Source organism: Symbiopectobacterium sp. RP (assembly GCF_050472005.1).
Classification (GTDB): domain Bacteria; phylum Pseudomonadota; class Gammaproteobacteria; order Enterobacterales; family Enterobacteriaceae; genus Symbiopectobacterium.
On sequence record NZ_JBGOGS010000001.1, the window covers coordinates 500,403 to 523,871 of the forward strand.

A 23,469-nucleotide genomic window follows, 5' to 3' on the forward strand; every position below is an offset into this window, starting at 1 on the left:
AAAAATACAGCCAATTGTTATCAAAATAATGTCGCTTGGCTATAGAGTCAAAAGCATCGACCACGCGTCAGCGAAAGAGCGATAAATCCGAGTTGATAAAAGATGTTGAACCATATCCAGATGCTTACCAAAAAGAACGTGCAGAGCGTTTTGGCGTTTGTCAGAAGGCCATTTGGCAAGCTCTTAAAAAGCTGGGATTGACCTATAAAAAAACGCTACGTCATCCGAAAGCCGACGGAAGCGCCCGGCAAGCATTTCAACAAAAAATACAACAGTATGAAAAAGAAGGTAAACCTATTGTTTTTATTGATGAAAGTGGTTTTCCAGATGATACCCCACGGACTCACGGCTATTCCCCAAAAGGTCAACGGTGTTTTGGGCTGAAGAACGGGGGAGCCAAGGGAAGAACAAATGTTATCGGCGCGTTATTAGGCACAACGCTGTTTGCTATCAGATTATTTGATATCAATATTAACAGCGATGTTTTCTATTCCTGGGTCACACAAGTCCTTATCCTAGTACTCCCTAAAAACAGGGTAATCGTGATGGACAATGCAACTTTTCACAAAAAACATAATATTCAACAAGTCATCATCGATGCAGGGTATATGGTGGAGTATTTGCCTACATATTCGCCAGACCTTAGCCCAATTGAGCATAAATGGGCACAAGCAAAAAGCAAAAAAAGAGAGAGTGGTTACGATATAGCCAACCGACTTAAAAATGATTACAGTCAATGCCCTGATATGTGGCAAAAAAATACAGCTAATTGTTATCAAAATAATGTCGCTTGGCTATACAGAGATTTTGTTCTCAGTCCATATAGTGTAATCAAAATTAAGTCGCTTGGCTATAGTGTATAGTGCATCGCGTCTTTTTTATCAATTTATTTACAACGCAATTATAACTTAACTCACAAACTGGTGTGTTTTTACCCCGGTAGTGATAAACATCAGCAATTGTCTTGATTGCGGCATAGCGTACTTCTCGCGGTTTCCACGATCCGTTACACTGCCAGCATTCCCTCTGCGCGCACCTCCTGTGCGATGCAGAGTTATCGCCTGTTACCGAACAAAACGAGAGGATCCTATGTATCAGGACTTAATCCGTAGTGAACTGAAAGAGGCTGCGGCTACGCTGGACGCTTTTCTGAGTGACGACGCGAACATTCAGTCGATCCTGAATGCTGCAGTGTTGCTGGCTGATGCGTTCAAGGCGGGTGGCAAAGTGATTTCCTGCGGCAATGGCGGTTCACATTGCGATGCGATGCATTTTGCCGAAGAATTGACCGGTCGTTATCGTGAGAACCGCCCTGGTTACCCGGCGATTGCTATTTCCGATCCCAGCCATCTCTCCTGCGTGAGCAATGATTTTGGCTACGATTTCGTGTTTTCTCGCTACGTAGAGTCGTTGGGGTGTGAAGGGGATGTACTGCTCGGGATTTCTACTTCGGGTAATTCCGGTAATATCATCAAAGCCATTGATGCCGCTCGCGCCAAAGGAATGAAGGTCATCACCCTGACGGGTAAAGATGGCGGCAAAATGGCGGGCACGGCGAATGTCGAAATTCGCGTACCGCACTTTGGTTACGCTGACCGTATTCAGGAAGTGCACATAAAAGCGATTCATATCCTGATTCAGTTAGTCGAAAAAGAAATGGCAAAAGGGCAGTAATATCGCCAAATTGCTAGCAGTAGGGGGTAGGAGGGGACATGTGTGAACTGCTTGGGATGAGCGCAAACGTTCCGACGGATATTTGTTTCAGTTTTACCGGGCTTATACAGCGCAGCGGCACCGGGCCACACAAAGATGGATGGGGCATTACCTTTTATGAAGGCAATGGCTGTCGCACGTTCAAAGATCCGTTGCCGAGTTTCAACTCTCCTATTGCCCGCTTGGTGCAGGAATATCCGATCACATCCTGCGCGGTGGTGTCGCACATTCGTCAGGCGAATCGCGGCGCGGTCACGCTGGAAAATACCCACCCCTTTACCCGCGAGCTCTGGGGGCGTAACTGGACGTTCGCCCATAACGGTCAGTTGAAGGGGTATCGCGGGCTGAAAACCGGCCATTTCCGCCCCGTGGGACAAACGGACAGCGAGTACGCCTTCTGCTGGCTGCTCAATCAGCTGGCGCAGCGTTACCCACGCTCGCCCGCCAGTTGGCCTGCGGTGTTCCGCTTTATCGCATCGCAAGCCGATGTGCTGAGAAGTAAAGGCGTGTTCAACATGCTGCTCTCTGACGGACGTTTTGTGATGGGATACTGCTCCACCAAGCTGTACTGGATCACGCGGCGTGCGCCTTTTGGTAAGGCAACGTTATTGGATCAGGATGTGGAAATCGATTTTCAGCAGCAAACGACGCCCAACGATGTCGTCACTGTGTTGGCGACGCAGCCGCTGACGGGGAATGAAACCTGGCATCAAATTATGCCAAGTGAGTTCGTACTATTTTGTTTGGGTGAACGCATAGCGTGATGGTTTTTCACTGCTGATAACGGATGGATTAACCACATACTGTCCGTTATTTACCGTGATTAACGGTGGCTGATAATTCTGGTTGAAATATGCATAACCCGGCTGAAGTTGGCGCCAGAAACTGTTATACGTGGAATTACGGTGGCGCTGCATGTTGGTTTCCGTCATACGGAAAGGATATATCGCCAAATCAATTTTGGTTTGTCCATTACGTAATGCCGCTTCAGCATAACGGTAAATTTCGTCGATATAGTTGTTGGTCATGGCATAACAGCCAACAGAGACACATTCACCGTGAATCATCAAATAGCGCCCGGAATAGCCCTGCGCCCGATCGTATTCATTAGGAAAACCAATGTTGATCGCTTTGTAGTAATGGCTGTCAAGTTTTAACTGCCGCAGATCAACCTGATAGAAACCTTCCGGGCTTTTCAGATCGCCCTCGACACGCTTGGACCCTAATCCGCCGGAATATTTGCAGATGGGGTAGTGCTCCAGCAGGCGATATTCATTTCCTACCTTGGCGTACAGTTCCAGTATCTGCTCTTCTTTGAAGATCTGAATATAGATCGGTGAACCTAATAATTGTTGTTTTAATTCTTTTGCTATGGGAGCCGGTTTACTGGCGACACTGGTAACAACGACGGATGGCAAAAAAAACAACATCGCAATAGACAGCGCGATTTTTTGCATTATTAATCCTGATGGTAAAAGCTGTGTGACAAACGAAAGCCGCTGCCCTGCTCATCTTTTGTGAAGCAGGCGCAGCCACATTATCATTGCGTTTATTTTTATCAAGCGAGAAAAGCAGCAAAACGGCATTTTTACGTTAAGAAAACGGTGACACTGCTTTTTCTCTGCGTTTCTTCAAGCGTATTGACAGGAAAAAACAGGCTTTGTTGAATAAATAGAACTTTTGGGTAATCATCGGAGCAGGTCGGCTTTGTTGAATAAACATATTTTATGCTGCACCTCCGGTGAAACGACAGATCCTCGCAACGCAAAATCATGCAGTTAGGCCTCATAAGAAAACTGTAAACCTGAGGTGACAAGCATTTTCTACCAAAACTGGCTGGAAAAACAGCATGACTCACTATTATTCAACAAAGCCTAGCAGATCAACACAGTTGTTTCAAAATCAGGTCTCCATGGCAAAACAAAATTTTAAAATCACCAACTGGCCCTCTTATAACAAGGCCCTCAAGCAGCGCGGTTCTCTAACCGTATGGCTAGATGAATCAGCCATTGCTGCATGGACGGAAAAAAACACTACTGAACGGCGTGGACGACCGCTCCACTACTCAGATATGACCATCACCACAGTCCTGATGATGAAACGCGTGTTTGGCCTTTCATTGAGGGCTTTACAGGGCTTTGGTGACTCGATTTTTAAACTGATTAAATTGTCACTCCATTGTCCAGACTATTCGCTGCTCAGCAAGCGAGCAAAGACAGTGAACATCAGCATAAAAACGCCAACCCGTGGTGAAATCTCACATCTGGTCATTGATGGAACCGGCCTGAAGGTCTTTGGCGAAGGCGAATGGAAAGTCCGGCAGCATGGTGCCGACAGACGCAGGGTATGGCGTAAGCTGCACCTTGCAGTAGACAGTGTGACGCATGAGATTATCTGTGCGGATTTGTCGCTCAGTGGTACGACTGATGCCCAAGCTCTACCGGCGCTGATAAACCAGACCCACCGGAAAATCAGAGAGGCATCGGCTGACGGCGCTTAGGATACAGTTTACTGCTATGATGCTCTGCTGAGGAAGAAAATAAGGCCGCTTATCCCGCCACGAAGGGGGGCGCAATATTGGCAAGATCGCTACCACGAGCGTAACCACGCTGTTGCAAATCAGCGCATTAGCGGTAGTAACGATATCTGGAAAAAGAAAGTGGGCTATCACCGGCGCTCAGTGGCTGAAACGGCCATGTTCCGGTTCAAAAGGCTTCTGGGTGGTCATCTAAGTCTGAGAGACTACGATGGTCAGGTGGGTGAAGCCATGGCCATGGTCAAAGCGCTTAACCTGATCACGCTATTAGGAATGCCGAACAGTATTCGCATCACGTAACAATCGACCCGTATGGGGCGCAGTCGTTACAAGTTCTGATTTATTCAACAAAGCCCTACATATTCGCCAGATCTTAACCCAATTGAGCATAAATGGGCACAAGCAAAAAAAGAGAGAGTGGTTGCGATATAGCCAAGCGACATTATTTTGATAACAATTAGCTATATTTTTTTGCCACATATCAGGGCATTGGCTGTAATCATTTTTAAGTCGGTTGGCTATACAGAGATTTTGTTCTCAGTCCATATGGTGTAATCAAAATTAAGTCGCTTTGCTATAACGAGTTGAAAAAAGAGGGATAAAAACGGTTATTCCCCGAAAATCAAATGAAAAACTGGCTTCAGATGGACGCTAGCAACTTGATCGTGATGCTTATCGTCGTCGCAACGTTGTGGAAAGGTGTTTTGGCCGTTTAAAGGAATATCGACGAATCGCCACACGTTATGAAAAAATGGCAAGAAACTATCTAGCAATGGTGAAACTGGGCTGCATCCGCTTGTTTTACCGCCGGTTACGCAATTAAGGGACACAGCCTAGTGTTGGTATCAATGACCAGCGTTGCGCCGATTTATTATGTATGGCACAGAAACCCCAAATATTCACCACTCCGCGATCGGCGAAATCCATCAGGATCACAACAATAAGTCGAAGGATTGACCAACTTCATCAATTATGAATAAATAGAAACAGCGCATAAGCGCAGATACGAGAGTGATAATAATGGCTACCCTGATACACAAGCGACGAACCACCCTGTCAACCCAGTCCAATAAGCGACAATCGTCCCGCGAGAGACGAAGCGGTTCGCGAATTGCGCAAGCGATTCTCCTGATCAGTTTCTTTATCCTCGTAGGCCGTTTTGCTTACTCCTCCGTTAGTGCTTTTTTCCATCATCAAGATAAACAGCAACGTATCGAACAAACGCTGAAATCATCGCCGGTCAACCCCACGCTTTCCTTCGTTAAAAAAGAGTAGCGCTCGCACGTTAATAAAAAGTATCGCACACCCCGTTTTAACACTTCAGTGTCACATTTTCCGCGATCCCTTATACTCTCCAACAATAACCAAAACGAATGGCGAGAAAAAACCGGTAATGATGAACAATGATATCTTGCGCAGTGTACGCTATATGCTGAATTTCAATAATGACCACCTGCTAAAGATTCTGGCGCTGGTGGAGATGACCGTCCCTCCCCAGCAGTTGGCGAGCTACGTCAAAAAAGAGGGAGAGGAAGGCTATCAGCCTTGCCCGGACATCGTGATGAGTTATTTCCTGACTGGGCTGATTCTGCAAAAACGCGGTCAAGATGAAAAACAGCCTGCGCCGCAGTTTGAACGCAAGGTGACCAATAACATTATCCTGAAAAAACTGCGTGTCGCTTTCTCATTAAAAACGGATGATATTCAGGCAATTCTGCTGACACAAAATTTTCGTATTTCACTGCCGGAAATCACCGCAATGATGCGCGCACCTGACCACAAAAACTATCGCACCTGCGGCGATCAGGTTATACGCTACTTCCTAAAAGGGCTGGCTGCGCGGGTACGCAAAGGATAAGAGCGCCCCGTCAACAAAAAGGCATGAGTGTTGTCTGACTATCCATAGTAAAAGGCACTGACAATACTCGATTTCTAGCACGTGAACGTGATAATCACTGAGAAAAACGATCATGCCAAGCGTCAAAAAGCTCTCGGCCATTCGCCACCGCATTTCCTTGTTGTTGCTGGACAATCCTGCGCTGGTGGAAAGCCTCATCATCCAGCAGCCCCCGGGTGATGAGGATGAAAAGAAGCGGCTTCTCGACCACACCGCCGAGATCTGTGCACTGCTTACCGAATTACATGCTGCTGACCTTGCAGACCTGTTGGAATCGCTGCCGCCCGAAGCGCGACAAGCGCTATGGTGCCTGACACCGCTCGAGAAACGTGGCTTTGTGTTATATGAGGCTTCGGACACCATTTCTGATGGTCTGATCGCCCAGATGAGCGACAAAGATATCCTGCGCGCCATTCGTCCGCTGGATATCGATGAGCAGGCGCAGTTAGCACGTCGCCTGCCGCGCCACCTGTTGGGCCGTATACTCACCGCGCTGGAGCCCCGCCAGCGGGCACAACTGCGAGAAACCATCCAGTACGACGAAGATTCTGTCGGTTATCTGGTTGATTTCAACCTGCTGACGGTACGACCGGACGTTACACTGGCAGTAGTACAACGTTTTCTGCGTTGGCATAAGGTGATCCCCGACGCTACCGACAAACTGTTTGTCACCGATCGTAAAAACCGCCTGCTGGGTGAACTCACGCTGACCAATATTCTGCTACACAAGCCAAACACACGGGTTGAGCAGGCAATGGATACTGAGCTGATTCTGTTCAAACCGGAAACGGAAACGGATGACGTCGCCAGCGCGTTCGAACGCTACGATCTGATTTCCGCCGCCGTTGTCGACAGCAAAGGCAAGCTGTTGGGGCGCGTCACCGTGGAAGATATTCTGGATCGGGTTAGTCGCACCAGCGATCACCATCTGCGCCGCTCGGGCGGATTGACGGCGTCAGAAGATGTCTATGCGCCGGTGGCCACAGCGGTAAAAAACCGTTCAGGCTGTCTGGCCATCAACCTCTGCACCGCCTTGATCGCGTCCCGGGTTATTGGCTTGTTCGAAGACACGCTGGCGCATCTGGTGGCGTTGGCAACGTTAATGCCGATTGTCACTGGCATCGGCGGCAATACCGGCAACCAAACCATCACCATGATCGTGCGTGCGCTGGCGCTACACCAGCTGGATCACGGCAAAAAATCGACCTTGCTGTTTAAAGAGTTGGGCGTTGCCGTTGTCAATGGTCTAGTGTGGGGCGCCGTGCTCGCCGTCATCACCGTGCTGCTGTACGGCAACATCGCTATGGGCGGCGTCATGATGCTGGCCATCCTGCTCAACTTGCTGCTGGCCGCCAGCATGGGAGTGACGATCCCGCTGGCAATGGTAAAACTGGGCCGCGATCCCGCCGTCGGCTCAAGCGTGATGATCACCGCGATCACCGACACTGGCGGCTTTTTTATCTTCCTCGGGCTGGCGACCCTGTTTCTACTGCCCTGATGCAGGCAACACCCCAGCCCCTGCCGACGGCTGGCAGATATGAAGCGTAGCTGGCGAGCCAGTGCGGGCCGGATAATCCCGCGCCACCCGATCACAGACCTCTGCCGTTAACGCAGTAGGCAACAGAGCAACGACACAGCCGCCGAAACCACCGCCGGTCATACGTACCCCGCCGCGTTCACCGATATAGTCGTCGATCAGCGCAACCAGCGTGTCGATAGGCGGCACCGTAATGGCAAAATCGTCACGCATTGAGCAGTGCGATTCCGCCATCAGACGGGAAAGATGCGGGATATCGCCTGCCGTAAGCGCCGCGGCGGCTTCCAGCGTGCGCTGGTTTTCGGTGACGATATGGCGCGCACGCTGTGCCACTATCGCATCCAGCCCCGCACGCTCGGCTTCAAACTGTGCCAGTGAGACATCGCGCAGCGCTTTCACACCAAAATGCCGCGCTGCTGCCTCACACTGTGCGCGCCGGGTATTGTATTCGCTGTCCACCAGACCACGCCGCACGTTATAGCCAACCGACAAAGTAGTTTTCTGTCTGCTGGCCGTTCAGCGCCAGATCCAACGGGCTGAGCGGTAACGCATAGAGCGTTTTATAGCCAAGCGACTTAATTTTGATTACACCATATGGACTGAGAACAAAATCTCTGTATCGCAACCACTCTCTCTTTTTTTGCTTTTTGCTTGTGCCCATTTATGCTCAATGGGGTTAAGATCTGGCGAATATGTAGGCAAATACTCCACCATATACCCTGCATCGATGATGACTTGTTGAATATTATGTTTTTTGTGAAAAGTTGCATTGTCCATCACGATTACCCTGTTTTTAGGGAGTACTGGGATAAGGACTTGTGTGACCCAAGAATAGAAAACATCGCTGTTAATATTGATATCAAATAATCCGATAGCAAACAGCGTTGTGCCTAATAACGCGCCGATAACATTTGTTCTTCCCTTGGCTCCCCCGTTCTTCAGGCCAAAACACCGTTGACCTTTTGGGGAATAGCCGTGAGTCCGTGGGGTATCGTGTGGAAAACCACTTTCATCAATAAAAACAATAGGTTTACCTTCTTTTTCATACTGTTGTTTTTTTGTTGAAATGCTTGCCGGGCGCTTTCGTCGGCTTTCGGATGACGTAGCGTTTTTTTTATAGGTCAATCCCAGCTTTTTAAGAGCTTGCCAAATGGCCTTCTGACAAACGCCAAAACGCTCTGCACGTTCTTTTTGGTAAGCATCTGGATATGGTTCAACATCTTTTATCAACTCGGATTTATCGCTCTTTCACTGACGCGTGGTCGATGCTTTTGACGCTATTTGATTAATCCAACGCGATACAGAGGCAGGGCCAATCCGAAATTGCTTCGCTGTTTCTCGGATACTCAACCCTTCTTCTTCCCGTGTAGATATCACTTTACGTCTAAAATCAATTGAATAGCTCATTTAAATAATCTAATCAAAATTAAGTCGTTTAGCTATACAGGCTGGCCTGCCGCTGCTGAATGCACTGCGACTGCTGGCCGAACAGCATGAACTGCCGGGATGGCGATGCCTGATTAACGCATTAGCCGATGACATTGCCGAAGGCGAATCTTTTTCCGATGTCCTGTACCACTACCCACAGGTATTTCCTACGCTTTATCCTACCCTGGTTGCCGTTGGGGAGATGACCGGCAAACTGGATGTGTGTTGCCAACAGTTGGCGGCGCAGCAAGAGCAGCAGCTTCAACTGCAAAAGAAAGTGAAACAAGCGCTGCGCTATCCTGGTTTTGTTCTGGGCGTTAGCGTTACGCTGAGTATCATCATGCTGATATGGGTATTACCCGAATTTGCCAGCCTGTATGAGGCATTCGAGACACCGCTACCGCCACTGACTCAGTGCGTTTTGGCACTGGCAGATGTGGTAGCCCATCGCGCGCTACTGCTACTTACGCTACCGGTGAGCATCGTACTGTGATATCCAGTGTGCCGCGCCCGCTCCATAGCCCTACGACGGCAGGAAGAGCGTTTTTTGCTGAAGATCCCGCTAGTTGGCACACTGATACGAGGAGAGGCATTGAGCTATCTTTTCACGCTGCTCGCCTTGACGCAACGCGCTGGGCTGACAGCCGCCTCCACCCTTCCCTATGTTGCCTATCAGGAAGCGCTAATCCCGATTCTGCGGAATATATAGCCAACCGACTTAAAAATGATTACACACAATGCCCTGATATGTGGCAAAAAAATACAACTAATTGTTATCAAAATAATGTCGCTTGGCTATACCGTTTCAGGCGCGTCGTTGACGAACTGCGCCCACTGCTCAACGCTGTAGTGCTTATGTACCGCGGTCAGCACATCAAATTCCGCCAGCGCACACGCCATGCGAAAGGTGCCTACGGTATCCATATTGGCTGCAATCACCGGTACACCAGAATAGGAGCTCTGAGCATGAAGGAAGGTGAATTGGCGTTCCAATTCAACATCAGAACGACTTTTCAAGGTAAAACGCTTGGGGCGAATAAGGACATCTTTGAAACCGAGCTTCAGATCTTCTTCAATACGCATGACGGTTATCTTTCTGGTTATAGCAGCGAGTATGCCAGCAATGCGGCCACGTAAAGTACAAAGGGAGAAGGCCATTCCCAGTTACCTCATCATACGCAGTAATATAGCCAAAAGACTTAAAAATGATTACATCCAATGCCCTGATATGTGGCAAAAAAATACAGATAATTGTTATCAAAATAATGTCGCTTGGCTATAATGCAACAACAAGACTGCGATTTTCCCTTTATTTGGGCTAGAATCCCATAAATTTACCTGCTCATTTTCACGCAAGGCGTTATGACCTATATCGTAGCCTTAACAGGTGGCATCGGCAGCGGCAAAAGTTTGGTCGCCGATGCCTTCGCCACCTTTGGGATCCCGGTTGTCGATGCCGATGTCATCGCACGTCAGGTGGTAGAGCCCGGTGCGCCAGCGTTATCGGCTATTCAGGCGCATTTTGGTAACGATATGTTGAATAGCGATGGCACCTTGAATCGTGCCATGCTCCGCCAGCGCATCTTTTCCTCAACAGAGGATAAAACGTGGCTAAATGCCTTATTGCACCCCTTGATTCATGCAGAAACACGGCGACAATGGCAGCAGGCAAAAGGCCCCTATGTGCTGTGGGTAGTGCCGCTGTTGGTGGAGAATGGGCTGCAATCCCTGGCACAGCGCGTGGCGGTCGTTGATGTGGAAAGAGACACGCAATTAGAACGCCTGCTTGCTCGCGACAAGGTAAATCGCCAGCAGGCTGAGAACATACTCGCGGCACAGGCAACGCGTGAACAGCGGTTGGCCTGCGCGGATGACATTATTGATAACAACGGTCGCACTGGGGCGTGGATGGAGCAGGTCGCCGCGTTACATCAACGCTACCTCGCCCTTGCCGCCGACAACGACCGACAGGACAAGTAACAATGAGCGATGCCCTTTCCACCGTGTTGTTTGAATACCCACTCAATGAAAAGACGCGTACTTGGCTACGTTTGGAAACGCTGCTACAACAGCTGCATGAAAATCACAGTTGGGCAGATATGGGCAGTGCGCTGGCCTTCTTCCGTGCCCTGGTCGATTTGCTCGACGTGCTAGAACGCGGAGACATTCGTACTGAACTGCTCAAAGAGCTGGAGCGTCAGCAACAAAAGCTACTGCAATGGAGCGATGTACCCGGCGTCGATCATGACCGTATCCATGCACTACGCCAGCGTTTGAAGCAACTCGCTGCTGTGCTGATGTCTGCCCCACGCATGGGGCAATTCTTGCGCGAAGACAAGTTAATTGGCATGGTACGGCAGCGCCTGAGCATTCCGGGCGGTTGTTGCAGTTTTGATGTGCCAACCCTGCATCTGTGGCTGCATCAGCCGCAGGCGCAGAAGCAACAAGTGATCGATACCTGGCTACACTCGCTGTCACCGCTAAAAAACTCACTCGACCAGGTGCTGGAGCTAATTCGCCACTCGGGTACTTTTCGGGCACAAACCAGTTTGAACGGATTCTTTCAAGATAACGCGGTAGATGCCGACCTGATTCGTTTGCAATTGGCTATCGAGCATCAGCTTTACCCTCAGGTATCAGGCCATAAATCACGCTTTGCGATTCGCTTCTTGCCATTAGACAGTGAAAATGGTCAGGTTCCTGCGCATCTGTCCTTTGAATTAGCCTGTTGTTAACCGATATTGTTGTAGGAAAAAAGCATGGATAACGAAACCTTCACTGTTAGCTGCCCTACCTGTAAAAAGTCGGTTGAGTGGGGAGAAAATAGCCCTTATCGCCCCTTTTGCAGCAAACGCTGCCAGCTTATCGACCTCGGGGAATGGGCAGATGAAGAAAAGCGCATCCCGAGCAATGAAGATATTTCGAACAGCGACGAATGGAGCGAAGAACCTCGCCATTAACGCCTGACGATTAATCAGCGGGGGTTGTTGCACCGATTTAGCAATGCGTTTCCTTCAGCCAGCGGATCATCTCGGCGTTGGCGGGAGGAAATTCATCTTCCAGCAGCGACGCGGCATCCAGCCAGCGAGAAGGCTGCCCTTCACGCCCATAGGGTTCACCCTGCCAGCGTTCAACCATAAAGAAGTGCAGCGTAATGATGCGCTCATCGGTTTCCACGGTTTTGCTGTTCAGCGCTATCGGTGCCAGCGCTTCAATCCCTGCTTCTTCACGCAGTTCACGAATCAGCGCCTGTTCCGCAGTTTCGCCCGGCTCCACTTTTCCGCCAGGAAACTCGCACATTCCTCCCATGTGTACGCCCTGAGGGCGACGGGCGATAAAAAACTCGCGTTGCGCATTACGAATAATGCCTACCGCAACGTTCAGGTGTTTACGCACGACTTACTCCTTCAGACTCCAGCCAAATAAAAGGCGGCCATTGACCGCCTCTTCGTTATATCACAGTGAGCGAGGCATTAGTGCTGCAAACGGCCATGGCACTGCTTGTACTTTTTACCAGAGCCGCACGGGCACGGATCGTTACGACCAATCTTGCGATCGCCCTGCCCGGCAGCCGCTGCCGCCGCGCTGACCTGATCGTCGCTCTGGTGGCTCAGCTGTTGCTGACACGCCAGACGCTCCGCCGCTTCGCGACGCTGTTGCTCCAGCGCTTCAACTTCTTCCTGCATTCTGACCTGCACCTTGCTCAGCGTGCTGATCACTTCATATTTCAAGGACTCCAGCATGCTGGCAAACATCGAGAAGGATTCGCGCTTGTACTCCTGCTTCGGATCTTTCTGCGCATAACCGCGCAGGTGGATACCCTGACGCAGATAATCCATCGCCGCCAGATGCTCTTTCCACAGAGAATCCAGCGTTTGCAGCATCACGCCCTTCTCGAAGTTGCGCATCACATCGATACCGACCACTTCTTCTTTACGCTGATAGACATCGATGGCCTGTTGCAGGATACGCTCACGCAGGGTCTCTTCATGCAGCGTATGCTCTTCATCCAACCATGCTGAAATCGGCAAATCGAGGTCGAAATCGTTTTTCAGGCGCTGCTCCAGCCCTTCGATATCCCACTGCTCTTCCAGCGACTGCGGCGGGATGTGGTTATCAATAGCCAGTTTAAACACATCTTCACGGATGCTGTTGATGGTTTCGCTGATATCCAGCACGTCCAGCAATTCATTACGCTGGGTGTAAATGGCACGACGCTGATCGTTAGCAACGTCATCATATTCCAGCAACTGCTTACGAATATCAAAGTTGCGGCTTTCCACTTTGCGCTGGGCGTTAGCGATCGCTTTAGTCACCCACGGGTGCTCAATGGCTTCACCCGGTTTCATTCCCAGTTTACGCATCATGTTGGAGACGCGATCGGAAGCAAAAATACGCATCAGCGCATCTTCCATCGACAGGTAAAAACGGGAGGAACCCGCATCCCCCTGACGACCAGAACGGCCACGCAACTGGTTATCGATACGGCGTGATTCATGACGTTCCGTACCGATAATGTGCAAACCACCAGCTGCCAATACCGAATCGTGACGTACTTGCCATGCGGCTTTAGCTTCGGCAATCGCGGCCTCATCCGGATCGTCCAGCAGCGCCAAATCGGCCTGCAAGCTACCGCCCAGCACGATATCGGTACCACGGCCCGCCATGTTGGTGGCGATGGTCACTGCACTTTCCTGACCGGCCTGCGCAACGATATCCGCTTCCTTGGCGTGGAATTTGGCGTTCAGGACGTTGTGCTTGATGCCTGCTTTGGTCAGCGCTTCTGACACCACTTCCGATTTTTCGATGGAGATAGTCCCCACCAGCACTGGCTGGCCCTTCACGCTACGCTCTTTAATATCTTCAATGATCGCGTCGATCTTTTCCTGTTCAGTCATGTAGACCAGATCGGGTAAATCTTTACGGATCATCGGGCGGTTGGTCGGTACCACAATGGTATCGAGCTTATAAATGGAGCTGAATTCGAACGCTTCGGTATCGGCCGTACCGGTCATCCCAGCCAGCTTTTCGTACAGGCGGAAGTAGTTCTGGAAGGTGATCGATGCCAGCGTCTGGTTTTCGTTCTGGATCTTCACGTTCTCTTTGGCTTCCACCGCTTGGTGCAAACCATCGGACCAGCGACGCCCCTGCATGGTACGACCGGTGTGCTCATCCACGATGATCACTTCGCCGTCTTTTACGATGTAGTCAACATCACGGGTGAACAGCACATGGGCGCGCAGCGCTGCGGTAACATGGTGCATCAGCATGATATTGGTTGGAGAATACAGCGACTCCACATCATCCATGATGCCTTGTTTTACCAGCAGTTCCTCCACCAGTACCAGACCGCGTTCGGTCAGGTTAACCTGACGCGCTTTTTCATCCACCGAGAAGTGCCCTTCACCGTGGAAGGTATCGGAGTCTTCTTTTTCCTGACGAATCAGGTGCGGAATGATCTTATTGACGCGAATATAGAGATCGGAGCTATCTTCCGCCGGACCGGAAATGATCAGCGGGGTACGCGCTTCATCAATCAGGATGGAGTCCACTTCATCCACCAACGCATAATAAAGCTTACGCTGCACGCGCTCTTCGGGGCTGAATGCCATGTTGTCGCGCAGATAGTCAAAGCCGTACTCGTTGTTGGTACCGTAAGTGATATCGGCCGCATAGGCTTCACGTTTGGCTGGTGCAGGCATGCCCGGCAGGTTGATGCCAACCGTCAAGCCCAGGTATTCAAACAGCGGGCGGTTATTCTCGGCGTCACGCTGTGCCAGGTAGTCGTTCACTGTCACCACGTGCACGCCACGGCCGGTCAGGGCATTGAGGTAGGCAGGCAACGTTGCGGTCAGAGTCTTACCTTCACCGGTACGCATTTCTGCGATGCAGCGTTCGTTCAGTACCATGCCGCCCATCAACTGGACGTCAAAATGGCGCATACCAAACACACGCTTACTGGCTTCACGCACCACCGCGAACGCCTCAGGCAGTAACGCTTCAAGGGTTTCCCCTTTTTCAAGACGCGCGCGGAATTCAGCGGTTTTTGCCTTCAGTTCATCATCCGACAGCGCTTCGATGGCCGGTTCCATTCGGTTGATCACATCAACCACTTTACGCATACGGCGCAGCGTACGATCGTTACGGCTGCCAAAAACTTTAGTCAGAATACTGGTTAACATAATGATTTTATTCTCACGTAGGCCACTGTTTCAGCGACGATACGATAGCTACTCATAATTCCTTTCATCGCAATCCGGAGATCGGCGAGAAGAAGCGGTATTCGCGTTTGTATTCAGAACAGTGACATTGTCCATGTTCATCGTTATACGCTAGGAAAACGCGAGTGAAACGGCGTGTCAGGCAGAGCGTGCTGGCCCGGCACGGATGCCACGGACTTGAGACAACCACAGCCCGGTACGGTGAGGAGAAGCGGCAAAAACTAGGGTGCCACGCGGTAAAGGGTGTAACGCCGAGGGGGTTTCCGGCAACGTCAATAGCGCATTGAGCGTATCCAGAATCACCAGCGGGTGAGCACTCAACGCCGCCTCGGCCTCCGGCAATGCGTGTGCCTGAGGCACCGTCAACGCAAACGAGAGATGGCGAATAACCGTGCGAATGGCATGTTGATGCCAATAATCGATACCAAATGACGTACGGCGATGCACCTCTTTCAAACTGGCCAGTTCGGTCAGGCTGAAAGCAACGGGATTCTGGCGACTGATACTGGCCGTCGCGTTTGACGCAGAAGCATGCTCGTTGGTTTCGTTAAGGCTGGTCGGCAGACCAAGGCTGGCCGCAACCATCCCCAACAGGAGATGTGGCCAAAAATAACGTCTGCCAAATTGTCGCCAACGATTTAGAATACCCATGACGAGTTTATTTGCCCACCGGAGCCTGATGCCTATGCGTGATAGCCGCCCCCAATCACTGGAGTCCCTGCTCGATAGCGTGTCAGGGGGAAATAAAGGCCCCTTGCACGATGTCCAACAGAGCGCTATCGTCTTGTTAAAACTTAATCGGGCCCTGAAAGGCTTACTGCCTTCTCAGCTGCACCCGTGGTGTCGCGTCGCGAATTATCGACAAGGCCACCTGATTCTGGAAACTGCCAATGCAAGCTGGTTAATGCGGTTACGTTATGAGCAACCCTCGCTACTCTCAGCATTGCGCGTTCAGATATTACCATCATTGGCATCGATCGACATCAGGATTAATCCCGCGCTGGCCGCAAAAGGGGATGAAACGGTATCGGGAAAGGATAATTTGAGCGCAGAAAACAAAAATTCAGATACGCCGCCCCGTCAGCTGAGCAAACAAAGTGCCGAGACGCTCCGACATTTAGCCAGCCACAGTCCGGAAAAATTGAGGAAAATATTAGAAAGGCTGGCTTCACTCGCCGGAGAGGGTACGAGTAAAACCAGCCAACAGAAGAAATAACCTGTCACATTCGCCTGAACGACGACACTAACGCCCGATGTCGGTTACGCCAACGCCGTAGAAGGCGCTTTGAACGCCAATGGCACTTCGCGCTTGTTTTCAAAGGTGACGTATTCCCACGCTTCCTGCTTAGCCAACACCGCCTGCAACAATTTGTTGTTGAGCGCGTGACCAGATTTGAACGCAGAGAACGCACCAATGATGTTATAACCACACATGAACAGGTCGCCGATAGCATCCAGCATTTTGTGACGCACAAACTCGTCTTCAAAACGCAGGCCATCTTCGTTCAGCACACGATAATCGTCTACCACGATAGCGCAATCCATACTGCCGCCCAAGCACAGGCCGCGGGATTGCAGGTATTCGATATCACGCATAAAGCCGAAAGTACGCGCACGGCTGATCTGGCGAATAAACGCATCTGCTGAGAAATCAAGGCAATAGCGCTGTGAACCTGCATCAATGGCTGGGTGGTTAAAATCGATAGTGAAATCAAGGCTGAAACCGTTATACGGGGTCAGTTCTGCCCATTTATCACCGTCTTCAACCCGAACAGGCTGTTTGATGCGAACAAACTTTTTGGCACAGTTCAGCTCTTCAATATCGGCATCAAGCAGCAGGTAAACGAACGGACTTGCACTGCCATCCATAATTGGAATTTCCGGGGCATCAACATCAATCACGATGTTATCGATACCCAACCCCGCCAAGGCGGCGTTCAGGTGTTCCACCGTTGAAATACGCACGTCATGCTCGTTTACTAGGCAAGTACAGAGCATGGTATCACGCACGGATTTGGCATCAGCCGGAAAATCAACCGGTGGATTCAAGTCAGTGCGGCGATAGATGACCCCGGTATTCGCCGGTGCAGGTCGCATCGTCAGCGTGACTTTCTTGCCGGTATGCAAACCGACGCCCGTCGCCTGTACGATACGCTTTAATGTACGTTGTTTGATCATCGTATTATCTCGCAATGTTATAGCCAACCGACTTAAAAATGATTACAGCTAATGCACTGATATGTGGCAAAAAAATACAGCTAATTGTTATCAAAATAATGTCGCTTGGCTATACTGAACCAACCGCCCTAGCTTACACCAGGATCGGCGGGGCAGTTTAGCACAAAGAGCGGAGATTCCAATCACAAAGCGGAAGTTAGTCCGCTTGTTTGCGCAAAAATGCGGGAATATCCAAATAGTCAGGCTCTTTGTTAGTTTGTACCGTTTGGTCATTAACCACCTTGGCCGCCGGTTTTTCCTGCGTCAGCGGCGTCATACAGTGCTGCTGATAACGGTGATCCATAACCGGTTGGCTGGCTTGCTTGTTGGTCACCAGCGTAATTTCCGGACGCTTGTCCATGCCGATACCGGTCGCCACCACGGTGACGCGCAGTTCGTCGTTCATGTCCGGATTCAACGAGGTACCAATCACCACGGTGGCATTGTCAGAGGCGAACGCACGAATGGTGTTACCCACGGTTTCGAACTCATCCAGACGCAGGTCAAAACCCGCCGTGATGTTGACCAACACGCCGCGCGCGCCAGACAGGTCGATATCTTCCAGCAGCGGGCTGGAAATCGCCATTTCAGCCGCTTCTTCGGCACGGTCTTCACCGCGCGCCACGCCAGACCCCATCATGGCATAACCCATTTCTGACATCACGGTGCGCACGTCCGCAAAGTCCACGTTCATCAGGCCCGGACGGGTAATCAGTTCGGCAATACCTTGGACAGCGCCTTTCAGTACATCGTTCGCTGCACCGAACGCATCCAGCAAAGAAATACCGCGACCCAGTACTTTCAGCAGTTTGTCGTTAGGGATGGTGATCAGCGAATCCACATGTTTGGACATCTCACCAATCCCCTGCTCGGCAAACGCCATGCGTTTTTTGCCTTCGAAGTTGAAGGGCTTGGTCACAACCGCAACCGTCAGGATACCGAGATCCTTTGCCACTTCAGCCACCACGGGGGCTGCACCGGTACCGGTGCCGCCGCCCATACCGGCAGCGATGAACACCATGTCCGCGCCATCAAGCGCAGCGCGCAGCGCTTCACGGTCTTCTTCCGCCGAGTTACGACCCACTTCCGGGTTGGCACCTGCGCCCAGCCCTTTGGTGATGCCGCTACCAATCTGAATAGTCTGACCCACCGCAGTCTTGCGCAGTGCCTGCGCATCGGTATTCACTGCGAAGAATTCGACACCTTCGATGCGCTCACGCACCATATGTTCGACGGCGTTACCGCCGCCACCGCCGACGCCGATGACTTTAATCACCGCGTCGTTGGTTAACTCCATTGGTTCAAACATAATTTCTCTCCGTTTTGTGCCTGTACCGCGAGACCGTCAAGTGTGCCACACGGTCTCTGATAAACATTAAAATTCCTTTCTCAGCCAGCTACTGATGCGTTTAAACCAATTGCCCACTGAGCCACGTTTTTCTACTTCGTGCTCACCGCCCAGGTGAGACTCTTTACCGTAATGCAGCAGCCCGACCGCCGTTGAGTAGAAGGGCTCCTGCGCATAATCCGTTAAGCCTGTTATATTCAGTGGCTGGCCGATACGCACCTGCGTGTGGAATACGCGCTTGGCGCAATCAACCAGCCCGTCGATCTGAGCGGCACCGCCTGTCAGCACAATGCCGGCGGCCAAATGGTGCTTCACGCCCTGCTGACGTAGTTGCTCCTGCAATTGCAAAATTTCATCGTTCACCAAATTGAGCAATTCGGTGTAACGCGGTTCAATCACTTCAGCCAGCGTCTGTCGTTGCAGACTGCGTGGCGGCCGACCACCAACGCTCGGTACTTCCAGATTTTCGTCCTTGCTGACAATCGCGCCTAATGCACAACCGTGGCGTACCTTGATCGCTTCCGCATCCGTGGGCGGCGTGCCAAATGCATAAGCGATGTCACTGGTCACCACATTGCCCGCGTAAGGGATCACTTTGGTGTGACGCAGCGCACCGCCGGTATAGACCGCGATATCCATGGTGCCACCACCGATATCCACCACGCAAACGCCCAACTCGCGCTCATCTTCTGTCAGCACGGCGTAGCTGGAAGCCAAGCCGGCAAAAATCAGTTGATCCACTCTCAAACCGCAGCGCTCTACGGCTTTGACAATGTTTTTCGCCATATCGTTATGGCAGGTGATCAAATGCACCTTTGCCTGCATGCGCACGCCCGAAAGCCCAATCGGGTTCTTGATCCCCTCTTGGTAATCAATGGCGTACTCTTGCGGAATCACATGCAAAATACGGTGTTCATCGCGCACGCGCACAGATTTCGCCGTGTGCACCACGCTCTCGACGTCATCCTGCGTCACTTCTTCTTCCGAAATCGGCACGATACCGATTTCATTCTGGCAACTGATGTGCTTGCCCGACAGCGCCAGATAGACGGAAGAAATTTGACAATCCGCCATCAGTTCGGCTTGGTCGATGGTCCGCTGTACACATTTTACAACGGATTCCAAATCGTTAACGCCGCCTTTATCCATCCCGCGTGACGGACAGCTGCCCACGCCGATGATATTGACCATGCCATCGGGCAGAACTTCCCCTACCAGTGCAGCCACTTTTGCTGTACCGATTTCCAGCCCAACTACCAGTTTTCTGTCCGTCGACTTGATCATTGTTGTTTAGCCTGTGCCTGATTCTGTTGCTGATTACCGTTCTGTTTTTGATCAACGTCTTTTCGCTGAGCATTTCCCTGCTGCTGATCCAGCAGAGGCGGTGCCCATCCTACCGCGGCACCGGTGTCGTAACGTAAGTCCACGTAGCTAACACGTTTATTGTCGTTCTGAGCCTGCCGCTGCAACAGCGGGTAAAGCTCAAGAAAACGTTCCAAACGCCGGGCCCGTTCATCACGCCCCAATTCCAGACGGATGTCATCTTCCAGCCCCAACTGCCACGAATGCCGTGCACTCATCGCCACCATTTTTAATGTCAGCTTACTGCCCGCCAACACCTGACTCATGGTGCGGTAGCCTTCCAACACACCGTTTTCACTGCCTTCGGGCCCGTACAGCAACGGCATTTTGCGATTACCGACCCGTTCGGCGGGCATGCTGAAGGAATTTCCTTCTGCATCCACCATCAGCTGGTCATTCCACCGCGCTACGGGCACATATTCAACCAGATGAATCTTTAATTCGTCAGGCCACTGCTTACGCACGCTGGCCTGTTTGATCCACGGCAGACGTTCAATCTGCTGCTGGATAACATCCACATCCTGGGTCATAAAGGTGCCCGGCGCGCCCAGCGACAATATCGCCTGGCGAATATCATCATGGGTGGTGTAGTGCCGCTCACCGGTAACCACCAAACGAGAAAGCGGTAACCGACTGGCATCCTTCATCCACTGCAACACCATCCAGCCGCCCCACAGGATGGTGCCCAGCACCACCAGCAGGAACAACAATCCAGCCAGCTGCCCACCGTTACTGCGACGCCCGCCTTTTGGCTCTTCGTCGCGTCCGCGCAAATTCCGCGCCGCCTGCGACATATCAAACAGCCGAGGCCAGGATCTGCGCGACGAGCTGCGAGAAGCTCATCCCGTGCTGCCTAGCAGCCATCGGCACCAAGCTGTGATCCGTCATACCGGGCGAGGTATTCACCTCCAACAGGTAAAACGCTCCGTCCGCGTCCAGCATCAGGTCAACGCGTCCCCAGCCGCGACACCCCAATGCCGCAAAGGCCGCTTGTGCTAGTACACTGATGGCCTGCTCCTGCTCAGCCAGCAGCCCACTGGGACAAAAATACTGCGTCTCGTCAGAGAGGTACTTCGCGTCATAATCGTAAAACGCGCCCGCCGCCTGAATACGAATCGAGGGCAGAATCGTCTCGCCTAACAGCGCCACCGTGTACTCCGGCCCACTCAGCCACTTCTCAACCAGCACATCGTCGTCATGCTGAAACGCGGTGTCCAGCGCCGTCACCAGTTCCTCTTGCTGCGTCACTTTACTCATACCGACGCTGGAACCCTCACGGCTCGGTTTCACGATCAGCGGCAACCCGAGATGCGCGCAGGCTGACTGCAACTGCTCAGACGTTAACGCGTTATACTGTACCCGCGTCAACGCGACATAAGGGGCGATCGGTAATCCCAACGACTGCCACACCAACTTGGTGCGCCACTTGTCCATGGTCAGCGCCGACGCCATCACCCCACTGCCGGTGTAAGGCAGCTGCAAAAACTCCAATACCCCTTGCAGCGTGCCGTCTTCACCGCCGCGACCGTGCAGGGCGATAAACACTTTGCCAAACCCTGCCTCTTTCAGGCGAGTGACCGGAAAATCGCGCGGATCAACGGCTTCGGCATTAACCCCAGCCTCTTTTAGTCCGGCAACCACCGCCTGACCGGAACGCAGTGACACATCACGCTCCGCCGATGTCCCTCCCAGCAGCACTGCCACTTTTTCCGCCATACTCACTCCGTAACCAGAGGTTGTAAGCGGGTATCCGCCAGTTTACGCGCCAGCTTACCCACATTGCCCGCGCCTTGAATCAGCACCAGATCGCCATCGTGTAACGTCGGCGCCAACAACGTGGCCAGCATATCCGGATCGGTGGCCAGAATCGGATCGACCTTGCCGCGTCCACGAATGGTACGGCACAGCGAGCGACTATCAGCACCAAGAATGGGGCTTTCTCCCGCCGAGTACACATCCAGTATCAGCAACACATCCACTTGCGACAACACGTGGGCAAAATCGTCATACAGATCGCGCGTACGCGTGTAGCGGTGCGGCTGAAACACCATCACCACGCGTTTATCCGGCCAACCGGCACGAGCGGCTTTGATCGTCGCATCCACTTCTGTCGGATGGTGGCCGTAGTCATCCACCAACATCACACTGCCTGCGCTGCCATTTACCGCATCCAGCGGGAATTCGCCCAGAAAATCGAAACGACGCCCGGTTCCCTGAAAACTGGACAGTGCGCGCAAAATTGCCGCGTCATCAATGCCCTCTTCCGTCGCCACGGCAACCGCTGCTGCCGCGTTCAACGCGTTATGGCGGCCCGGTGCATTCAGCGTAACCTGCAACAGCGGCTTACCTTGACGCGCCAGCGTAAAGTGCCCCTGCGCACCGGACTGATGGTAATCCGCCACGCGCACATCGGCGTCGTCTCTAAAACCGTAGGTGGCGATATGACGCCCTACGCGCGGCAGCAATTCACGGATCACCGCATCGTCCACGCACATCACCGCACGGCCATAAAACGGCAGATTGTGCAAAAAGTTGATGAACGTCTGCTTTAAATTTTCAAAATCGCCTTGATAGGTATCCATATGATCTGCTTCGATATTGGTGACAATCGCCACCATCGGTTGCAGATGCAGGAAGGACGCATCGCTTTCGTCCGCTTCCGCAATCAGGTAACGGCTGGAGCCCAGGCGCGCATGCACACCCGCAGCTTTCACCAACCCACCGTTGACAAAGGTCGGATCCAGACCAGCCTCGCCATAAATACTGGCGACCATCGCGGTGGTCGTGGTTTTGCCGTGAGTTCCGGCAATCGCGATACCGTGGCGAAAACGCATTAATTCGGCCAGCATTTCGGCGCGACGGATCACCGGAATACGCGCCTCGTGGGCCGCAACGATTTCCGGATTATCTGCGCTGATGGCGCTGGATACCACCACAACGCTGGCATCTTTCACGTTCTCAGGGCGATGATGAAAATAGATCTGCGCCCCCAGCGCCGCCAACTGCTGCGTCACCGCGTTCGGTGCCAGGTCAGAGCCGCTGATGTGGTATCCTTCGTTCGCTAACACTTCGGCAATACCGCCCATGCCAGCACCACCGATGCCGACAAAATGGATGTGCCGCACGCAATACATTTCGGGCACGATGGAACGCAGTTTTGCCAATTGCTGTGTATTCACTTTTTCTACCGCTACCTTTTCACTTGTACTT

General features: G+C 51.8%; 23 protein-coding genes and 5 pseudogenes. 15 read left to right on the forward strand and 13 right to left on the reverse strand.

The window, feature by feature from the left end:
- The first annotated feature begins 35 nt into the window (after positions 1–35).
- From ACD630_RS03205 to ACD630_RS03215, 3 genes are all read left to right on the forward strand, one after another.
- Positions 36–863 (forward strand): IS630 family transposase, encoded by an 828-nt coding sequence (locus tag ACD630_RS03205; RefSeq protein WP_430358100.1) that lies wholly within the window; start codon positions 36–38, stop codon positions 861–863.
- Between the two features lie 226 nt (positions 864–1,089).
- Positions 1,090–1,674 carry a D-sedoheptulose 7-phosphate isomerase gene (gene lpcA / locus ACD630_RS03210; RefSeq protein WP_430358101.1) on the forward strand — a complete coding sequence of 195 codons (585 nt, stop codon included), beginning with the start codon at positions 1,090–1,092 and terminating at the stop codon, positions 1,672–1,674.
- Between the two features lie 38 nt (positions 1,675–1,712).
- On the forward strand, positions 1,713–2,477 hold the full coding sequence (locus tag ACD630_RS03215) for a class II glutamine amidotransferase (RefSeq protein WP_430358102.1): 765 nt from the start codon (positions 1,713–1,715) through the stop codon (positions 2,475–2,477).
- On the opposite strand, the gene dpaA is transcribed toward ACD630_RS03215, so the two are convergent.
- The gene (dpaA, locus tag ACD630_RS03220; RefSeq protein ID WP_430358103.1) at positions 2,448–3,170 is read right to left on the reverse strand and encodes a peptidoglycan meso-diaminopimelic acid protein amidase; all 723 of its coding nucleotides are present in this window, start codon (positions 3,168–3,170) and stop codon (positions 2,448–2,450) included. The genes ACD630_RS03215 and dpaA overlap by 30 nt on opposite strands.
- Before the next feature lie 455 nt (positions 3,171–3,625).
- Here dpaA and ACD630_RS03225 point away from each other — a divergent pair.
- From ACD630_RS03225 to ACD630_RS03245, 5 genes and pseudogenes are all read left to right on the forward strand, one after another.
- Positions 3,626–4,549 (forward strand): annotated as a pseudogene (locus ACD630_RS03225) (IS5 family transposase).
- Between the two features lie 283 nt (positions 4,550–4,832).
- Positions 4,833–5,072 (forward strand): annotated as a pseudogene (locus ACD630_RS03230) (transposase); the annotation flags it as partial.
- A 197-nt stretch (positions 5,073–5,269) separates the two neighbouring features.
- Positions 5,270–5,524, forward strand: coding sequence for a YfgG family protein (locus ACD630_RS03235; RefSeq protein ID WP_430358104.1), 255 nt, complete (start codon positions 5,270–5,272; stop codon positions 5,522–5,524).
- A 118-nt stretch (positions 5,525–5,642) separates the two neighbouring features.
- Positions 5,643–6,107 carry a DUF1456 family protein gene (locus ACD630_RS03240; protein ID WP_430358105.1) on the forward strand — a complete coding sequence of 155 codons (465 nt, stop codon included), beginning with the start codon at positions 5,643–5,645 and terminating at the stop codon, positions 6,105–6,107.
- Between the two features lie 112 nt (positions 6,108–6,219).
- On the forward strand, positions 6,220–7,644 hold the full coding sequence (locus ACD630_RS03245; RefSeq protein ID WP_430358106.1) for a magnesium transporter: 1,425 nt from the start codon (positions 6,220–6,222) through the stop codon (positions 7,642–7,644).
- Here ACD630_RS03245 and ACD630_RS03250 read toward each other — a convergent pair.
- Together ACD630_RS03250 and ACD630_RS03255 are read right to left on the reverse strand one after the other, a co-directional pair.
- Positions 7,633–8,245, reverse strand: a pseudogene (locus tag ACD630_RS03250) (galactokinase); the annotation flags it as partial. The gene ACD630_RS03245 and the pseudogene ACD630_RS03250 sit on opposite strands and share 12 nt — an antisense overlap.
- Positions 8,246–8,268: 23 nt before the next feature.
- A pseudogene (locus ACD630_RS03255) lies at positions 8,269–9,090 on the reverse strand (IS630 family transposase).
- A 34-nt stretch (positions 9,091–9,124) separates the two neighbouring features.
- On the opposite strand from ACD630_RS03255, the gene ACD630_RS03260 reads away from it, so the two are divergent.
- Both ACD630_RS03260 and ACD630_RS03265 read left to right on the forward strand, forming a co-directional pair.
- Positions 9,125–9,604: a type II secretion system F family protein gene (locus tag ACD630_RS03260; protein ID WP_430359870.1), complete on the forward strand. Its 480-nt coding sequence runs from the start codon at positions 9,125–9,127 to the stop codon at positions 9,602–9,604.
- A 231-nt stretch (positions 9,605–9,835) separates the two neighbouring features.
- Positions 9,836–9,961, forward strand: a complete 126-nt coding sequence (locus tag ACD630_RS03265; protein ID WP_430358107.1) for a hypothetical protein — start codon at positions 9,836–9,838, stop codon at positions 9,959–9,961.
- On the opposite strand, the pseudogene ACD630_RS03270 reads toward ACD630_RS03265, so the two are convergent.
- Positions 9,910–10,194: pseudogene (locus ACD630_RS03270) on the reverse strand (IMP dehydrogenase); the annotation flags it as partial. The gene ACD630_RS03265 and the pseudogene ACD630_RS03270 overlap by 52 nt on opposite strands.
- A 279-nt stretch (positions 10,195–10,473) precedes the next feature.
- On the opposite strand from ACD630_RS03270, the gene coaE reads away from it, so the two are divergent.
- Genes coaE through yacG form a run of 3 tightly spaced genes read left to right on the forward strand, consistent with a single transcriptional unit; the run spans position 10,474 to position 12,071 of the window.
- A complete protein-coding gene (gene coaE, locus ACD630_RS03275; RefSeq protein WP_430358108.1) occupies positions 10,474–11,091 on the forward strand; it encodes a dephospho-CoA kinase in 618 nt (205 codons plus the stop codon).
- A 2-nt stretch (positions 11,092–11,093) separates the two neighbouring features.
- Complete coding sequence (zapD, locus tag ACD630_RS03280; protein ID WP_430358109.1) at positions 11,094–11,846, forward strand: cell division protein ZapD; 753 nt, start codon at positions 11,094–11,096, stop codon at positions 11,844–11,846.
- Between the two features lie 24 nt (positions 11,847–11,870).
- Positions 11,871–12,071, forward strand: a complete 201-nt coding sequence (gene yacG / locus ACD630_RS03285; RefSeq protein WP_430358110.1) for a DNA gyrase inhibitor YacG — start codon at positions 11,871–11,873, stop codon at positions 12,069–12,071.
- A gap of 37 nt (positions 12,072–12,108) precedes the next feature.
- On the opposite strand, the gene mutT is transcribed toward yacG, so the two are convergent.
- The 3 genes from mutT to secM form a co-directional block, all read right to left on the reverse strand.
- On the reverse strand, positions 12,109–12,507 hold the full coding sequence (gene mutT, locus ACD630_RS03290) for an 8-oxo-dGTP diphosphatase MutT (RefSeq protein ID WP_430358111.1): 399 nt from the start codon (positions 12,505–12,507) through the stop codon (positions 12,109–12,111).
- Positions 12,508–12,584: 77 nt separating this feature from the next.
- Complete coding sequence (secA, locus tag ACD630_RS03295; protein WP_430358112.1) at positions 12,585–15,293, reverse strand: preprotein translocase subunit SecA; 2,709 nt, start codon at positions 15,291–15,293, stop codon at positions 12,585–12,587.
- A 177-nt stretch (positions 15,294–15,470) separates the two neighbouring features.
- Positions 15,471–15,983 carry a secA translation cis-regulator SecM gene (gene secM, locus ACD630_RS03300; protein WP_430358113.1) on the reverse strand — a complete coding sequence of 171 codons (513 nt, stop codon included), beginning with the start codon at positions 15,981–15,983 and terminating at the stop codon, positions 15,471–15,473.
- 34 nt (positions 15,984–16,017) lie between these two features.
- Here secM and ACD630_RS03305 point away from each other — a divergent pair, with 34 nt between their 5' ends.
- Positions 16,018–16,548 (forward strand): DUF721 domain-containing protein, encoded by a 531-nt coding sequence (locus ACD630_RS03305; protein WP_430359871.1) that lies wholly within the window; start codon positions 16,018–16,020, stop codon positions 16,546–16,548.
- Positions 16,549–16,592: 44 nt separating this feature from the next.
- On the opposite strand, the gene lpxC is transcribed toward ACD630_RS03305, so the two are convergent.
- Entirely contained in the window at positions 16,593–17,510 is a 918-nt protein-coding gene (lpxC, locus tag ACD630_RS03310; RefSeq protein WP_430359872.1) for a UDP-3-O-acyl-N-acetylglucosamine deacetylase, read from the reverse strand.
- Between the two features lie 38 nt (positions 17,511–17,548).
- On the opposite strand from lpxC, the gene ACD630_RS03315 reads away from it, so the two are divergent.
- The gene (locus tag ACD630_RS03315) at positions 17,549–17,671 is read left to right on the forward strand and encodes a hypothetical protein (protein WP_430358114.1); all 123 of its coding nucleotides are present in this window, start codon (positions 17,549–17,551) and stop codon (positions 17,669–17,671) included.
- A gap of 35 nt (positions 17,672–17,706) precedes the next feature.
- Here the strand turns inward: ACD630_RS03315 and ftsZ are convergent, their stop codons facing one another.
- The 5 genes from ftsZ to murC form a co-directional block, all read right to left on the reverse strand.
- Positions 17,707–18,858, reverse strand: a complete 1,152-nt coding sequence (gene ftsZ / locus ACD630_RS03320; protein WP_430358115.1) for a cell division protein FtsZ — start codon at positions 18,856–18,858, stop codon at positions 17,707–17,709.
- Positions 18,859–18,924: 66 nt separating this feature from the next.
- Positions 18,925–20,181, reverse strand: a complete 1,257-nt coding sequence (gene ftsA / locus ACD630_RS03325) for a cell division protein FtsA (protein WP_430358116.1) — start codon at positions 20,179–20,181, stop codon at positions 18,925–18,927.
- Complete coding sequence (gene ftsQ / locus ACD630_RS03330; RefSeq protein ID WP_430358117.1) at positions 20,178–21,053, reverse strand: cell division protein FtsQ; 876 nt, start codon at positions 21,051–21,053, stop codon at positions 20,178–20,180. The genes ftsA and ftsQ overlap by 4 nt, the downstream gene beginning before the upstream one ends.
- A gap of 1 nt (position 21,054) precedes the next feature.
- Entirely contained in the window at positions 21,055–21,975 is a 921-nt protein-coding gene (locus tag ACD630_RS03335) for a D-alanine--D-alanine ligase (protein WP_430358118.1), read from the reverse strand.
- A gap of 2 nt (positions 21,976–21,977) precedes the next feature.
- A complete protein-coding gene (murC, locus tag ACD630_RS03340; protein WP_430358119.1) occupies positions 21,978–23,438 on the reverse strand; it encodes a UDP-N-acetylmuramate--L-alanine ligase in 1,461 nt (486 codons plus the stop codon).
- Positions 23,439–23,469 lie beyond the last annotated feature (31 nt).